The organism is Bradyrhizobium sp. 61 (assembly GCF_023073075.1).
Taxonomy (GTDB): Bacteria; Pseudomonadota; Alphaproteobacteria; order Rhizobiales; family Xanthobacteraceae; genus Bradyrhizobium; species Bradyrhizobium barranii.
Map to the genome: position 1 here is coordinate 616,008 of NZ_JADPIU010000052.1, position 15,095 is coordinate 631,102.

Genomic DNA, 15,095 nt, shown 5'->3' on the forward strand with positions numbered 1-15,095 from the left:
AGGCCGGCGACGGACCTAGTCAGCCCGCGCCAGCACCTCGTCCAGCCTTGCGAAAAACTGCTTCCAGCCGGCATGCGCGCCGCCATAGGCCTGCTTCTGGGTCGGGCTGAAGCCCGCCTGCTCGACGCGCAGATGCGTGCCCGCGTTCGTCGGTGTCAGCGTGAAGGTCACCACGCTTTTCAGATCGAACGCCGCGTCCTCATGCGAGAAATTCCAGGTATAGGCGAGCGCGCGCTGCGGCTCGAGGGTGAGCACCTCGCAGTCCAGCACGCCGCCCCATTCGCCGCGAAGATTGAAGCGATGACCGACGACCGGCTTGAAGTCGTTCTTCATCAGCCATTCCTCGATCAGATGCGGCTGCGTCAGCGCGCGCCAGATCCGCTCGGCCGGAAAGGCAAATTCGCGCTCGATCACCACGGAGCGCATCTCGGCGGCAGCTTCGGTCATTGGTCCATCCTCTTCAGGAGATCGTCGAGAGCATCGAGCCGGTTCTGCCAGAAGCCGGCCATCTGGCCGGTCCAGTCGATCAGCGGATTCAGCGCGCCGGGCTGCGCGCTGTAATGGGTCTGGCGTCCTGCATGGCGGTCGCGCACCAGCCCGGCCTGCTTCAACGCGCCGAGATGTTTTGAGACCGCCGGCTGGGAAACGCCTGACGTCGCGGTCAGTGCCCCGACCGTCTGCTCGCCCTCCCGGCACAGCCGCTCGAAGATCGCCCTCCGGGTCGGATCGGCGAGCGTCCTGAACAGAAGATCGTGCGCGGCGGACATGTGAAATCCATAACCTATAAGTTATGGATAGACCCATAACCGTAGAGTTATGGATAAGTCAAGCCCGAGATTGGAAGACTTCGGCACCTAAGGCCGCAAATAGAGATAACCCTGCGACTGGAGTTCGGCCAAACGGACCACGCCGCCTTTCTCCGCGCTGACGAAGCCCGGCAGCAAACCCGTCAGCGCGACGTTCTGCGCCTTCATGGTGTTGGCGCACGCCGCGAGTTCCACACCGTCCTTGGAGAAATCGCCGACGCGCTTGCCGACGTCGGGGTTGGCCTGCGCCCGGTGAAACGCCTTCAGCGCCGGCCCGTGAATCACCAGCGCGATGGTGACGTGTTGGGGACCGCCGACGCCGTCAATGTGGTTCTGGATGTTGCCGAGCACGAAATTGACCTTCTCGGCGTCGCTGAGGTGATAGACGACCTTGAGTTTGTTGCCCGTGCCGGCTTCCGTCGCGGCCTTCGCGCTGGAGCCGCCAAGCGCCGCGCCCAGGGCCGAGACGGCGCTCCACAAGATGCTCCGGCGGTTTTCATGATCGCACCGGGCGCGTGAACTGTTGACGGCCGCATCGGAGGGGGGTGAGAGCCGACTGGCGGTTAGTCGCAAGCCGAACGCCGCGCGTTCAAGTGCCGATGCCTTGCATTCCCGTGGGCAGCCTCGCGCAAGGTTCCAGTCCTAATAACTCGGGAGAAGGGGCGTTCGTAAACCCAGGGTTGCTGCAAAAGGCTGGTGGCGGTCGAACATGTCCGTAGGTCAGAACTTGCCCAACATTACGATCGGCTATTCCCGGGGACGGCTGCTGGTGTTTTTCGGCGCCGGTCTGCTGCTGACGCTGCTCTGCGCTGCGCTCGCATTCATGTGGCAGCAAGGCAAGAACATCACCACGTTCGAGGTCGCCGCCTGCTATGTCGGTGCGGTGTTTTTCGGCCTCGCCACCTTCAGGATGCTCTGGAGGTTGATCTCGGCCAGGTCGCCGGTCGTCTTCATCAGCCGTGTCGGCATTCGCGACCTCAGGCTCGCCGACGAGACCATCGCCTGGAGCTCCGTGCGGAAGATACAGATCTGGGAGCAGCGCCTGCAGAAGTTCGTGGTGCTCAAGCTCGATCCCCTTGTCGCCGGGCGATTCTCCGGGGGCTTCCTGAGGCGTGCCTTGTCGCTGATGAACAAGACGCTTGGCGCTGACAGCGTGATCGTCAATGCGGGCGGCCTGACCATGGACGTCAAGACATTGCTCGAGACCTGCAAGCAATATTGGGGTGCCGGACGACCGGCCCCTTCGGACCACTCCGTGCCGGAGCCTGAACCGGAGCCCGAGGCTGTCAGCTGAAGCGGGCGAGGATTCGCCTGCATCGGGTAAGATGCCGCGCATCGCAGCGGCGGTCGAAGCAGGCATAGGCTGCGCTGCCGGGTGGTCGCGCGAGCCTTAGTCCACTGTCGGTCCGCGAAGGTTCAATCCTTGCCGCGATTCCGCCCGGGAACTCGGCGCCGCTGATTTCTGCGAGATTGTCGCGGATCATCAATGTGATAGTCTTCACAGACAGCTGAAATTCGATGTCGTAAGCTCACCCGCGTTTGTGGAGTTCCCCGCAATGGGCGAGATTCGTAACTTCAGATCCGGAAATCATGACGAGCCGCCTCCACACGGCTCGATGCCTCGTCGTCTCGCCGCAATCATCGTCGGTGACATCGCTTCCTACAGCCGCTTGATGCAGGCCGACGAGGAAGGCACGCATGTTCGCGTCAAGCGGATCGAGCGGGATCTCATCGAGCCCAGCATCGTCGAACACCATGGAACGTTGGTGAAGACGACGGGAGACGGCTTCATCGCGATCTTCGACAGTCCGGTTGAGGCCGTTCGCTGCAGCATCGTCATTCAGCAGAATCTCGTCGGGCGCAACGCTTCGCTTCCGAAGGACTCCCGGATCGAATATCGGATCGGCGTCAATCTCGGTGACGTCATCGTGGAGCCGGACGACGTCTACGGCGACGGCGTCAACATCGCCACGCGCATCGAGGGTATCGCCGAGCCCGGTCAGGTCTACATCTCCGGCGCGATCTACGAGCAGATCAAACACAAGGTGGTGTGCGGCTATGAGTCGCTCGGCGACCGCAAGGTCAAGAACATCACCGATCCGGTGCGCGTCTATCGCGTGCTGCCGGATGCAGATGCGGTCGGGAGGACGCGAGGCCGGCGCGAGAATACCCTGATCTTCCTTCTCGGCGTCACGCTCCTCGTGATCGCTTCCGGCGTGCTGTGGTATCTGCTGGCGCAGCCGTCGGGCAGGGTGAGGGAGCAGGCCGCCGCGCCGACTGTTGCTCCGGTCGCATCGCCGAGCCCGCAACCTCCACCGCGAGAAGCCGCGACACAAACGCCGCAGCCGTCTCCTTCATTGGCGGCATCATCTCCATCGCCCGCTCCGGCGCCAAGTGCTTCAGCGTCGAGTGCTCCGGCGCCAAGTGCTTCGACGTCAAGTGCTTCGACGTCAAGTCCAGCACCAAGCCCATCGGCCACGCCGCTCCGCGAACCCGAGATGATCGCCATTCGCGGCGGCAGCTTCGCGATGGGAAGCAATGACGATCCGACCGAACGTCCCGTCCACCAGGTCACGGTCAAGCCGTTCTCGATCGGCAAATTTCCGGTGACCGTGCAGGAATGGAACGAATGCGCGGCTGCAAAGGCGTGCGGCTTCACCGCCATCGGCAAGGACGATGCGCCGATCACCAATGTGAGTTGGACCGACGCGCAGCAATATGCGGCCTGGCTCGCGCGGACCACGAAGAAGTCGTATCGGCTTCCGAGCGAAGCCGAATGGGAATACGCCGCGCGCGGCGGGACGCAGACGAAATATTGGTGGGGCGACAAGCTCCAGCCGGGCATGGCGGGATGCAAGGATTGCGGTGACCTCGCGGCCGAGCAGCCGGCGAAGGTCGGCAGCTTCAAGCCGAACCCGTTCGGCCTCCACGACATGGGTGGCGGTGTCGATCAGTGGGTCGAGGACTGCTGGCGCAGGACCTATCAGGGCGCACCCGGTGACGGCTCGGCATGGACCGGCGGGGACTGCTCGTCGCATGTCCTGCGCTCGGGTTCATGGAAGAACGATTCGAGATATGTGAGGCCGTCCAACCGCGATGGCTACGATACCAATGTTCGTTATCCGACGCATGGATTCCGCGTTGCGCTAAGTCCTTAAGTGGTGGAGTCATTTCGATGCAGATCATTCGTTGCGCCGCCTTGGCGGCGGCGCTCGCATTGCTTCCAGGCGTCGCCTATCCGCAGGGCAAGACCGCTCCCAAGGATGCCAAGCTTTATTTTATCACCCCGCGTGACGGGCAGAAGGTTCGGGGCGGGTTCTGGGTCCGGTTCGGCTTGCGCAATATGGGCGTGACGCACGCCGGCGACGAGTACCAGAACGCCGGCCATCATCATTTGCTGGTCGACGTCAACGATCCCATCGATCCCAAGGAGCCGATCCCGCAGGACAAGTCGCATCTGCACTTCGGGGCGGGGCAGACCGAAACCCTGCTCGAACTTCCACCCGGGATGCACACGCTGCAACTGGTGCTGGGCGACGCGAAGCACTATCCGTTCGAGCCGCCTGTCGTATCGGAGAAGATCACCATACGTGTCAGGCAGCCGGTCGAGCGCGGTCGATGATCACCGCAGGCTGGCGTTGAACTTGTCCAGCGCAGCCGAGCCCGGGCACAGCGTGTCCGCCTCCAGCGTATTGAGCGGCGTCTCGACCGTGTTGAGATGCGTGTGCAGGTCTTCCGCATCGGGATCGACGTAGAGCAGACCGGTGACGATCTGGCCCTTGGCGGCGTGCTTCTGGAGGAAGGTCTGGGCGCCGAGGCGGTCGTGCGGGTCGTAATCCGCGTCGATCTTGCGCAGCGCGATCTTGCTGCCGTCGTGCTGCTCGACCACCTGCACCGTTCCCGGCGCATACTCGACGGCGATGGGATCGCGGCCGACCAGCACGTCGAGCCGGTTCACGGCGTCATTGTGCTCCCGCACATAGTCGAAGCTCTTGGTCGATCCGGCGTGGTTGTTGAAGGCGATGCAGGGGCTGATGACGTCGATGAAGGATGCGCCCTTGTGGCCGATCGCGGCCGCGATCAGCGGCACCAGCTGGCTCTTGTCGCCGGAGAACGAGCGCGCGACGAAGGTGGCCCCTAGCTGCAGCGCGATCGCGACGAGGTCGATCGCGTTGTCGGTGTTGGTCACGCCTTTCTTGGACTTCGAGCCGCGGTCGGCGGTCGCCGAGAACTGGCCCTTGGTCAGGCCGTAGACGCCGTTGTTCTCGACGATATAGGTCATGTTGACGCCGCGCCGGATCGAATGCGCGAACTGGCCGAAGCCGATCGAGGCGGAATCGCCGTCGCCGGAGACGCCGAGATAGATCAAATCGCGGTTGGCGAGGTTGGCGCCGGTCAAGACCGACGGCATGCGGCCGTGCACGGAGTTGAAGCCGTGCGAGTTGCCGAGGAAATAGTCCGGCGTCTTCGACGAGCACCCGATGCCCGAAATCTTCGCGACCCGATGCGGTTCGATCGAGAGCTCGTAGCAGGCTTCGATGATCGAGGCCGTGATCGAGTCGTGGCCGCAGCCGGCGCACAGGGTCGAGATCTTGCCCTCGTAGTCGCGGTGCGTGTAGCCGAGCTCGTTCTTCTTGAGGCCCGGATGATGGAACTTCGGCTTGGCAATATAGGTCATGACACGGCCTTGCGGAGCGGGGTCACCTTGAGGTGATCCTGGTGGTCGCCAATGGCTTTTGCGATGTAGCGGGCGGTGATCGGGGTGCCGTCATAATGTACGATCGGCACGAGGCGCACCGGGTCGATGCCGTTCTCGTTGACGATGAGCTGGCGGAGCTGGGCGTCGCGGTTCTGCTCGACCACGTAGACGAAGTCGTGCTCGGCGAGGAAGCTCGCCACGCTCGAGTGGAACGGGAAAGCGCGGATGCGCAGGCGGTCGAGCTGATGCCCGCGCGCCTCCAGCAGGCCGATCGCCTCGTCCATCGCGGGCGAGGTCGAGCCGAAATAGATCACGCCATATTTGGTCGGTCGTTCCGCGTTGGCCTGGAGCGGGCGCGGGACCAGGTCCTGCGCGGTCTCGAACTTGCGCACCAGACGCTGCATGTTGTCGGCATAGACCGAGCCTTCCTCGGAGTAACGCGCATAGCGGTCGCGCGAGGTGCCGCGGGTGAAATAGGAGCCCTTGGTCGGATGTGTGCCGGGATAGGTGCGGTAGGGAATGCCGTCGCCGTCGACGTCGAGATAGCGGCCGAAGTCGCGGCCTTCCTCCAGCATCTCCGTGGTCATCACCTTGCCGCGGTCATACTGTTTCGCGTCGTCCCACTTCAGCGGGCGGCAAAGACGGTGGTTCATCCCGATGTCGAGGTCGAGCATCAGGAAGATCGTGGTCTGGAGCCGTTCGGCAAGATCGAATGCGGCCGCCGCGAACTCGAAGGCCTCAGCCGGATCTTCCGGGAACAGCAGCACGTGCTTGGTGTCGCCATGCGAAGCATAGGCGCAGGCGATGATGTCGCATTGCTGGGTGCGGGTCGGCATGCCGGTCGAGGGACCGGCGCGCTGGATGTTCATGATCACGGCCGGGATCTCCGCGAAATAGGAGAGGCCGATGAACTCGGTCATCAAGGAGATGCCGGGGCCGGAGGTCGCGGTGAAGGCGCGGGCGCCGTTCCAGGAGGCGCCAATGACGATACCGATCGAAGCCAGCTCGTCCTCGCCCTGCACGATCGCGTATTTCGCCTTGCCGGTCTCAGGGTCGTGCCGGTACTTCTTGCAGTGGGCGGTGAAAGCCTCCGCCACCGACGAGGACGGTGTGATCGGATACCAGGCGCACACGGTGGCGCCGCCATAGACCGCGCCGAGCGCGGCGGCGCTGTTGCCCTCGATGAAGATGCGGTCGCCGACCTTGTCGGTTTTCTTCACCCGCAGCCCGATCGGGCATTTCAAATTCTGCAGCGCCCAGTCGCGGCCGAGATGCAGCGCATGGACGTTGGAGGAGAGCAGCTTCTCCTTGCCCTTGTACTGCTCGCCGATCAGCTGTTCGATCAGCTTCGGGTCCATGTCGAGCAGCGCCGAGAGGCTGCCCAGATAGATGATGTTCTTGAACAGCTGGCGCTGGCGCGGATCGGTGTAGGTCGAGTTGGTGATCGCGGTGAGCGGCACGCCGATCACAGTGATGTCGTCGCGGAATTTGGTCGACGGCATCGGCTTGGTGGAATCGTAGAACAGATAGCCGCCGGGCTCGATGCCGGCGATGTCCTTGTCCCAGGTCTGCGGGTTCATCGCCACCATCATGTCGACGCCGCCACGGGCGCCGAGATGGCCGTCTTCCGTCACCCGCACCTCGTACCAGGTCGGCAGGCCCTGGATGTTGGAGGGGAAGATGTTGCGGGGGGAGACCGGAACGCCGTGACGCAGGATCGCGCGCGCGAACATCTCGTTGGCGCTGGCCGAGCCCGAGCCGTTGACGTTGGCGAAGCGGACGACGAAGTCGTTTACGCTGCTGAGCGGCTTTTTGTCGGACATGTCGAACCTGCGTAAGTCATCTCGATGAAATATTTCTGCATGTCCCAGGCTCCGGTGGGACAGCGCTCGGCGCACAGCCCGCAATGCAGGCAGACGTCCTCGTCCTTGACCATCACGCGCCCGGTCTTGAGGTCGCTGGAGACGTAAAGGTCCTGGTCGGGATGTGGCGAGGGCGCCTTCAGGCGCTGGCGTAGGTCGCTTTCCTCGCCATTATCAGTGAAGGTGATGCAGTCCATCGGGCAGATATCGACGCAGGCGTCGCACTCGATGCAGAGCGAGGTCGAGAACACGGTCTGGACGTCGCAGTTCAGGCAGCGCTCGGCTTCGCCCAGCGCCAGCTTGACGTCGTAGCCGAGCTCGACCTCGGTTCGGATGTCCTTCAGCGCAATCACCTTGTCGCGATGCGGAACCTTGAAGCGCTTGTCGTTGGAGATGTCGTTGTCATAGCTCCATTCGTGGATGCCCATCTTCTGCGAGGAGATTTGCACCTCCGGCAGCGGCCGTTCGGTGATGTCATCGCCCGAGAGCATCTTGTGGATCGACAGCGCGGCGTCGTGGCCCTGCGCCACGGCCCAGATGATGTTCTTCGGGCCGAACGCGGCGTCGCCGCCGAAGAACACTTTCGGATTGGTCGAGACGAAGGTCTTCGGATCGACCTTGGGCATGTGCCATTTGTCGAACTCGATGCCGCAATCCTGCTCGATCCAGGGGAAGGCGTTCTCCTGGCCGACCGCGACCAGCACGTCGTCGCAGGGAATGGTTTGATCGGGGTCGCCCGAAGGCACCAGATTGCGGCGGCCTTTGGCGTCGTATTCGGCTTTGACGTGCTGGAAGGTGACGCCGATGAGCTTGCCGGCGACATGCTTGAATGCCACCGGCACCATGTAGTTGAGGATCGGAATGTCCTCGTGGATCGCGTCTTCCTTCTCCCAGGGCGAGGCCTTCATCTCCTCGAAGCCGGAGCGCACAATGACTTTCACGTCTGCGCCGCCGAGGCGGCGCGCGGTGCGGCAGCAATCCATCGCGGTGTTGCCGCCGCCGAGCACGATCACGCGCTTGCCGATCTTGTCGATATGGCCGAATGACACCGAAGACAGCCAATCGATGCCGATATGGATGTTGGCGGCAGCTTCCTTCCGGCCCGGAACGTCGAGCTCGCGTCCGCGCGGTGCGCCGGAGCCGACGAAGATCGCGTCGTATTTCTCCGCGAGCAGCGCCTTCATGCTCTCGATGCGGTGGCCGCCTTTGAATTCGACGCCGAGATCGAGGATGTAGCCGGTCTCCTCGTCAATGACCGAATTGGGCAGGCGGAATTTCGGGATTTGCGTGCGCATCATGCCGCCGGCTTCGGGATCGCCGTCGAACACGGTGCAGTGATAGCCGAGCGGGGCAAGATCGCGCGCCACCGTCAGCGAGGCGGGGCCACCGCCGACGAACGCAACGCGCTTGCCGTTCTTCGACGAGGGACGCGGCAGGCGCTGCCTGATGTCGTCCTTGAAATCGGCGGCGACGCGCTTGAGGCGGCAGATCGCCACCGGCGTCTCCTCGACGCGCCCGCGCCGGCACGCCGGCTCGCATGGACGATCACAGGTGCGTCCCAGAATTCCTGGGAACACGTTCGATTTCCAATTGATCATGTAGGCGTCGCTGTAGCGGCCTTGTGCGATCAGTCGGATGTATTCGGGAACCGGGGTGTGTGCAGGACAGGCCCACTGGCAATCGACCACTTTGTGAAAGTAGTCGGGGGCCGCGATGTCGGTCGGTTTCATTCCTACCCTGTCCGCACAGGCCCAAAGACCCGGCGGCCTTTTCTTGAGCTTGGCGAACGCTAATGCGCGTCGATCTGGTTTATGAATGACGTCATTGGGTTAGCTTATTAGAACCGTTCCGAAGTACAACGGCAAATTTGCGCGATCACCTGCTTTCATAGGTGCTGCGCGCGCTCAGCATTAACGGCCGCGCGCAAGATGCGTGCGGTGCAATATGTTGCGTTGCGGATGGCCGCTAGCCGGGCGCGATATCGCTCTTCGCGAGATCCCACATCAGGCTGTAAGTGCCGACGGAGACGGGAAGCGGGAAGGGCGATGCGGCGGGGCCGGTGAAGCGTTCGGCAATGACCGCGGAGACCGCGCCGACATGCGTGCCGTCGATCAGCACGAACCAGTCGCGCGCGCCCTCATTGCGCACCGCTGGAATGTCGGCGGTCGCGCCCGACAATTCCGGCTCGCTTTCGAGCAGATGCATCGAGATGATGCCCTCGCGCTCACCGGGCGTCAGCTTTTCGTGCAGTGCATCACGCCATGTCCCGGCATTGTCGGCGCTCGGCCGCAGCCGCACCAGCCCGAGCGCTGCGCCGCGACCGGTGCCCTTGCTGATGGTGATGCGCGCGACGACGCGCAGCATGTTCTTGAAATGCGCCATAGTCCGCCGCGACCATTCGGTCTGGTTGGCGAGGCGGGCCCGGTAGGCGGGACTGTCGAGCACGTCGAGCGTCGCGGTCGAGTACAGCGAGAGATATTTGGGATTGGCGGCATGCGCGACATAGCGCCGCGCCTCCAGGAAACCCTCGATCGCGACGCGCTCTTCCAGATGCTCGCGATCGTACCAGCGGTTGAAATCGGCCTCATCTGGAACGTCGATGTTCATCGACGTCAGCAGCATGCCTTGCCCGGCGAGCGGCATTGTTCTTGTCCTTCCCATTCAGACCCTCATGGCGAGGAGCCACGAAGTGGCGTCTCGAACCATGAAGGCCCCGCTGCTAGATCCGGGCCTTATCCTTCGAGACGCGCTCCTTTTGGAGCGCTCCTCAGGATGAGGAGATCGATCTAGCGCGCGGCTTTCGACGCGAGATCGGCGATCGACTTCATGACCGCGTCCCGCACGCCGGCATCATAGAGCGAATGTCCGGCTTCTTCCACGATCCGAATCTCGGAACCCGGCCAAACTTTCGCAAGCCGCTCGGATGTCTCAGGAGGGCACAACAGATCGTAGCGGCCCTGCACGATGATGCCGGGAATGCCAGCGAGCTTGCCGGCGTTCCGCAACAGCTGGTCGTCCGTCATGAAGCTGTCGTGGACGAAATAATGCGCCTCCATGAACGGCGTCGCCGGCAGCGTGCGCCACACGTTCAGCGATGCGAGGTCCAGCCGCGTCTTGGCCGCCTTGTGCTCAGACAAGACGCGCTCGGTGTCGTGCCAGGCCCGCGCGGCGGGACCATGCACGGCCGGATCGGCTTCGAGGATGCGGCGCCAATAGGCGTCCACCGGGTGTGCGCGCTCATCGGGCGGCAGCACGCTGAGAAAATCCTCGTAGAGCGCTGGATAGAATTGCGACAGGCGCGATGTGAAGGCGGTTTCGACCTCGGCGCGGGTGCCCAGGAAGGTTGCGCGGAGCGCAATGCCGGAGACGCGCGCGGGATGGGCCTGCGCATAAGCCAAGGCCAGCGTCGCGCCCCAGGAGCCGCCGACCACCATCCAGCGGTCGAAGCCAAATTTCTCGCGGATCTTCTCCATGTCCGCGATCAGATGCGCCGTCGTGTTGTTTTCGCGCGATCCCTTGGGCCGGCTGCGGCCGCAGCCGCGCTGGTCGAACAGCACCGCGCAGAAGCGTTCGGGATCGAACAGCTTGCGATGGTCGGGCTGGCAGCCAGAGCCGGGCCCGCCATGCAGGTAGACTGCGGGAATGCCATCGGCGCGGCCGACGCTCTCGACATAGAGCTCGTGGCCGTCGCCGACGTCGAGCATGTCGGAGGTCAGCGGCGCAAAGGGATCGGCGCGTTTGGCCGCTGCGGCCGCGTCGGCGTCAGGCATCATTCCCGGATTCCAGAGTGCCGCCGGCGAAATTGCGATAGAGGAAGCGGTTGGTCTCGCCCTCGGCCTCGCGCTCGGCCTGCTTGAAGATGGTCTCGTGCAGCGGCGACAGCGCGCAGGCGGGATCGGTGTTGGCGGCATCGCCCGTCAGCGCAAAGGCCTGGCACCGGCAGCCGCCGAAATCGATCTCGCGGAATTCGCAGGTCTTGCACGGCTCCTTCATCCAGCCGGTGCCGCGATAGCGGTTGAAGGCATCCGAGTTCTGCCAGATCCAGGCGATCGAATGGTTGGAGCGCACCGACTCGAACTCGAGCCCGGTGATGCTCTCGGCGGCGTGGCAGGGCAGCACCTTGCCGGCGGGCGAGATGTTGAAGAACTGGCGGCCCCAGCCGCCCATGCATTTCTTCGGCCGCAGCGCGTAATAATCGGGAACGACATAGTCGATGGCGAGTGTGCCCTTCAGCCGCTCGCGCGCCTCCTCGACGAGGCGGGTGCATTCGTCGAGCTGCGCCACGGTCGGCATCAGCGCGGCGCGGTTCTTCAGCGCCCAGCCGTAATATTGGACATTGGCGACTTCGAGCCGGTCGGCATCGAGATCAATCGACATCTGAATGATATCGGGGAGCTGATGCAGGTTCTGCCGGTGCATCACCGCGTTCACGGTGAGCGGCAGATCGAGCTCGCGGGTCCATTTCGCCACTTCGAGCTTCTTGCGGTGTCCGTTCTTGTAACCGGCGACGCGGTCGGCGAGACCTTCTTCAACGCCCTGGAAACTGATCTGCACGTGACAGAGCCCGGCATCGGCCAGCTCGCTGAGCCGCTCGCGCGTCAGCAGCACGGCCGAGGTGATCAGATTGGTGTAGAGGCCGACGTCGCTGGCATGCTTGACCAGCTCGACGAGGTCTTTCCGCGCCGTCGGCTCGCCGCCGGAGAAATGGACCTGAAGCACGCCGATCTCGGCGAGCTCGCTCAAGACCTTCTTCCACTCCTCGGTGGTCAGCTCCTTGCCGGAGCGGTCGAGCTCGACGGGATTGGAGCAATAGGGGCATTGCAGCGGGCAGCGATGCGTGATCTCGAGCAATACGGCGAGCGGAATGCCGAACGTCTCCGCTGTCGAGCGTTGCTTCTCCAGCACCGCGAGGCTGTCGCTGATGTCGGGCGGAAGATTGCCGAGCAGGTCGCTCATGACGTCTTCTCCCGGGCCTCGGTGAGGAAGCCCTTGTCGGCGAGATCCTGGAGCATGACGATGACGTCGGCCAGGATCGCTTCGCGCGGCGCGGCGTATTTCGCGGCCAGCTGGTCGGCGACGTTGCCGACATTGCGCTCGCCATCGCAGAGCTGCAAGACCTCGACCGCGATCTCGTCGGGCGCCAGCACCCGTTCCGGCGCCAGGATCACCCAGACCTTGCGCGTCTCGTCATATTTCAGCTTGGCATGCCGCGGCAGCACCGGGCGGCTTGCCTCGCTGACGCTGATGTTCCGCGGCCCGGCCATTGCGCTTGTCCCTCAGCTCGCCTTAGGCACGAACGCGCCCGGCGGAATGTGGCCCTCGACATAGGCGTGCTGGAGTGCGTCCAGCTGCACCCACAGCACGTTGGTCTTGAAGATCAGCGCGTTGCAGACGGAGGCGCGCTGCTCCGGCGTCGTGGCATGCGCCTTGACGTAGTCGAGCGCGAAGCCGGCATCGCGCGGCGCCTGCGCCAGCCGCCGCTTGAAGTAGCTCATGATGTCGGGGTTGACGAAGTCGTAGTGCTCCAGCATGCCGGAGATGCGCTCCTCGTGAAGGTTCGGCGCGAACAATTCGGTGAGCGAAGAGGCGATCGCCTCCAGCGGGCTCTTCTCGCGGCAGTAATGGACGTAGGCTTCGACCGCGAAGCGCGTCGCCGGCAGGATGCCTTCGGTCGATTCCACATAGGCCGTGTCGAGACCGAGGCCTTCGGTCAGCTTCAGCCAGCGCTCGATGCCGCCCTCGGAGCCGACGTCGCCGTCATGGTCCTCGATGCGGTGGCGCCATTCCAGCCGCGTGGCGCGGTCGCGGAAGCGCGAGATCACCACGGCGTCCTTGATCGGGATCGTGCTCTGGTAATAGTAGCGGTTGAGCGCCCAGGCCTGCACCTGGCCCTTGTTCAGTTTGCCGCCGTGCAAGAGCTTATGGAACGGATGCAGGCTGTGATAGCGCGTCGCCCCGATATGGCGCAGCGTCGCCTCAAGCTCCTCGGCCGAGTTGAGCCTGATGTCCTTGCCAACAGAGAGCGCGGTCATTCCAGTCAGTGACGCGGCATTCACAGCACGATCTCCGTTCCGTCGGCGGGTATCCGCCAGCCCGCGGCCTCGAGCGCTTTACGCTCCGGCGTATCGGGCAGCAGCGCCGGATTCGAGTTATTGATATGCAGAAACATCTTCCTGTCGAGAGTGAGGTCGGCGAGGCGCGCGATCGCGCCATCGTGACCGGACATCGCGACATGGCCCATGCTCTTGCCGGTCTTGTGGCCGAGCCCGGCCTTGATCATCTCGTCATCCTGCCAGACCGTGCCGTCAAAGAACACCAGTGCTGCGCCATCGATCTCGGCCTTGAGCGCATCGGTCACCTCGGCGCAGGCGGCGATGAAGTAGAAGCACTTGCCGGTTGATTTGTCCGTGATCTTGAGTCCCAGCGTATCGCCGTCGCCGGTCTCGCCGCCGGGATGCGCCTTACCTTCCAGATACCAGGCCGACTTGCCGGGCACGGCGAAGGGCAGCACCTCTATCCCTGAGCGCGTGCCATCAGGTAGCCGCGGCTCGAACGGCTCGTGGATGGAAACCGGCTGGCGCTGTACGTTTTTCTCGTTCAGCACGTTGAAGATGCTGTTGCTCTTCAGGATCGCCAGCACCTTCTGATGCGCATAGACCGTGAAGGGTGAGCCCTCGCGCATCGACAGCAGACCCGCGACCGCATCCACCTCGCTGTTGGTCAGGATCACGCCTGCAACAGGCGTATGGCGCAGCGCGCCGGCCTTGGGATGCAGCTGCGGCGTGGCGTTCAATTGCTCGCGAAGGTCGGGGGATGCGTTGATCAGGAACCAGTGCTCGCCATCGCCACTGAACGCGACCGAGGCCTGGGTTCTCTGAAGCTCCTGGCCGTTTTCACGGGCCGCCCGGCAGCCCTCGCACCCGCAATTCCATTGCGGGACTCCGCCGCCGGCCCCGGCGCCCAGGACGACGACGCGAAGCATAATACGTCTCCTGGAGGGAACGTCGCGAGGTGGATCTCAGGCCGACACGGACGCCGACAAAGTTCGTGTCTTCCGGAAACCGATCGTGACCGAAAGATCCACCTGCGCAGAAACCACCAACCGCTTACTTGCGGGTGGCGCTCACATACATGTTGATTTCCATGCCACAGGGCACTTCGACGATCTTCGGGGCTTTCCAAGCCATTTTGGCTCTCCATTTTCACGAATTCGGACGTATCCGCCCAACGGTTAAAGTAATGCGAGCAGAAAACTTCGCTAGTGAAATCTTCCCGAGAAAGCCATGTTGCGCCGCGAAAATGATGGTGGAACATCACTTCCCGTGATGCTGCCTTGCGCGTGGCGCATTCGGTCGCGAACCCTGTCCTGATAAAGCAGTTGTGAGTGCAGTGCAGCTTTCAATCCGGTACAGGCCTCCCAATTTGGACCCTCGTGATGCCCAGATACTTCTTCAACACCCGCATCGGCGACGAATTGATCGTGGATCCCGACGGAGAGGACCTGCGTAACCCCGATCGCGCCTGGGAGGTCGCCCGCCAGATGATCCTGGAGGTGGTGAAGTCGGAGGGCGCCCAGCCGGCGCTCATGGAGGCCGTCATCGAGGTGACCGACGACGACGGGGAGATCGTGCTCGAATTCCCCTTCACCGAGGCCCTGCTGGACATCCCGGATCAGTCCGCGACCAGGCATTGAGGCCCCCGCTCTCCCCGGTCATTGCTAGGAGCCCT

17 protein-coding genes are annotated in these 15,095 nt (G+C 63.5%); 4 read left to right on the top strand and 13 right to left on the bottom strand.

Features of this window, described 5'->3' with window-relative positions; all coding sequences use genetic code 11:
- Positions 1–15: 15 nt before the first annotated feature.
- The 3 genes from IVB46_RS17870 to IVB46_RS17880 all read right to left on the bottom strand — a co-directional run bounded on the left by IVB46_RS17870 (position 16) and on the right by IVB46_RS17880 (position 1,289).
- Complete coding sequence (locus tag IVB46_RS17870; RefSeq protein WP_247304341.1) at positions 16–447, bottom strand: SRPBCC domain-containing protein; 432 nt, start codon at positions 445–447, stop codon at positions 16–18.
- Positions 444–767 carry a metalloregulator ArsR/SmtB family transcription factor gene (locus tag IVB46_RS17875; protein WP_028147048.1) on the bottom strand — a complete coding sequence of 108 codons (324 nt, stop codon included), beginning with the start codon at positions 765–767 and terminating at the stop codon, positions 444–446. Before IVB46_RS17875 ends, IVB46_RS17870 begins: the two co-directional genes overlap by 4 nt.
- A gap of 87 nt (positions 768–854) precedes the next feature.
- Positions 855–1,289, bottom strand: coding sequence for a DsrE family protein (locus IVB46_RS17880; protein WP_247304802.1), 435 nt, complete (start codon positions 1,287–1,289; stop codon positions 855–857).
- Positions 1,290–1,515: 226 nt separating this feature from the next.
- On the opposite strand from IVB46_RS17880, the gene IVB46_RS17885 reads away from it, so the two are divergent.
- The 3 genes from IVB46_RS17885 (at position 1,516) to IVB46_RS17895 (ending at position 4,428) form a co-directional block, all read left to right on the top strand.
- Positions 1,516–2,100 (top strand): STM3941 family protein, encoded by a 585-nt coding sequence (locus tag IVB46_RS17885; RefSeq protein WP_208088408.1) that lies wholly within the window; start codon positions 1,516–1,518, stop codon positions 2,098–2,100.
- 262 nt (positions 2,101–2,362) lie between these two features.
- The gene (locus IVB46_RS17890) at positions 2,363–3,964 is read left to right on the top strand and encodes an SUMF1/EgtB/PvdO family nonheme iron enzyme (RefSeq protein ID WP_247304339.1); all 1,602 of its coding nucleotides are present in this window, start codon (positions 2,363–2,365) and stop codon (positions 3,962–3,964) included.
- A 17-nt stretch (positions 3,965–3,981) separates the two neighbouring features.
- Positions 3,982–4,428, top strand: coding sequence for a DUF4399 domain-containing protein (locus tag IVB46_RS17895; RefSeq protein ID WP_063981418.1), 447 nt, complete (start codon positions 3,982–3,984; stop codon positions 4,426–4,428).
- Here IVB46_RS17895 and IVB46_RS17900 read toward each other — a convergent pair whose 3' ends face one another.
- The 10 genes from IVB46_RS17900 to pqqA form a co-directional block, all read right to left on the bottom strand.
- Positions 4,429–5,484 (bottom strand): 2-oxoacid:ferredoxin oxidoreductase subunit beta, encoded by a 1,056-nt coding sequence (locus IVB46_RS17900; protein WP_063981419.1) that lies wholly within the window; start codon positions 5,482–5,484, stop codon positions 4,429–4,431.
- Positions 5,481–7,328 carry a 2-oxoacid:acceptor oxidoreductase subunit alpha gene (locus IVB46_RS17905; RefSeq protein WP_071910167.1) on the bottom strand — a complete coding sequence of 616 codons (1,848 nt, stop codon included), beginning with the start codon at positions 7,326–7,328 and terminating at the stop codon, positions 5,481–5,483. The genes IVB46_RS17900 and IVB46_RS17905 overlap by 4 nt, the downstream gene beginning before the upstream one ends.
- On the bottom strand, positions 7,298–9,097 hold the full coding sequence (locus IVB46_RS17910; RefSeq protein ID WP_247304328.1) for an FAD-dependent oxidoreductase: 1,800 nt from the start codon (positions 9,095–9,097) through the stop codon (positions 7,298–7,300). The genes IVB46_RS17905 and IVB46_RS17910 overlap by 31 nt, the downstream gene beginning before the upstream one ends.
- Positions 9,098–9,332: 235 nt before the next feature.
- Positions 9,333–10,010 (bottom strand): DUF4286 family protein, encoded by a 678-nt coding sequence (locus IVB46_RS17915; protein WP_135214843.1) that lies wholly within the window; start codon positions 10,008–10,010, stop codon positions 9,333–9,335.
- A 143-nt stretch (positions 10,011–10,153) separates the two neighbouring features.
- A complete protein-coding gene (pip, locus tag IVB46_RS17920; RefSeq protein ID WP_247304326.1) occupies positions 10,154–11,140 on the bottom strand; it encodes a prolyl aminopeptidase in 987 nt (328 codons plus the stop codon).
- Positions 11,130–12,323, bottom strand: a complete 1,194-nt coding sequence (gene pqqE / locus IVB46_RS17925) for a pyrroloquinoline quinone biosynthesis protein PqqE (protein WP_247304325.1) — start codon at positions 12,321–12,323, stop codon at positions 11,130–11,132. Before pqqE ends, pip begins: the two co-directional genes overlap by 11 nt.
- Positions 12,320–12,631, bottom strand: coding sequence for a pyrroloquinoline quinone biosynthesis peptide chaperone PqqD (pqqD, locus tag IVB46_RS17930; protein WP_247304323.1), 312 nt, complete (start codon positions 12,629–12,631; stop codon positions 12,320–12,322). The genes pqqE and pqqD overlap by 4 nt, the downstream gene beginning before the upstream one ends.
- A gap of 12 nt (positions 12,632–12,643) precedes the next feature.
- Entirely contained in the window at positions 12,644–13,423 is a 780-nt protein-coding gene (gene pqqC / locus IVB46_RS17935; protein ID WP_063981425.1) for a pyrroloquinoline-quinone synthase PqqC, read from the bottom strand.
- The gene (gene pqqB, locus IVB46_RS17940; protein ID WP_247304321.1) at positions 13,420–14,349 is read right to left on the bottom strand and encodes a pyrroloquinoline quinone biosynthesis protein PqqB; all 930 of its coding nucleotides are present in this window, start codon (positions 14,347–14,349) and stop codon (positions 13,420–13,422) included. Before pqqB ends, pqqC begins: the two co-directional genes overlap by 4 nt.
- Positions 14,350–14,473: 124 nt before the next feature.
- The gene (gene pqqA / locus IVB46_RS17945) at positions 14,474–14,554 is read right to left on the bottom strand and encodes a pyrroloquinoline quinone precursor peptide PqqA (protein WP_007595659.1); all 81 of its coding nucleotides are present in this window, start codon (positions 14,552–14,554) and stop codon (positions 14,474–14,476) included.
- Between the two features lie 248 nt (positions 14,555–14,802).
- On the opposite strand from pqqA, the gene IVB46_RS17950 reads away from it, so the two are divergent.
- On the top strand, positions 14,803–15,060 hold the full coding sequence (locus IVB46_RS17950) for a hypothetical protein (protein ID WP_063981427.1): 258 nt from the start codon (positions 14,803–14,805) through the stop codon (positions 15,058–15,060).
- Positions 15,061–15,095 lie beyond the last annotated feature (35 nt).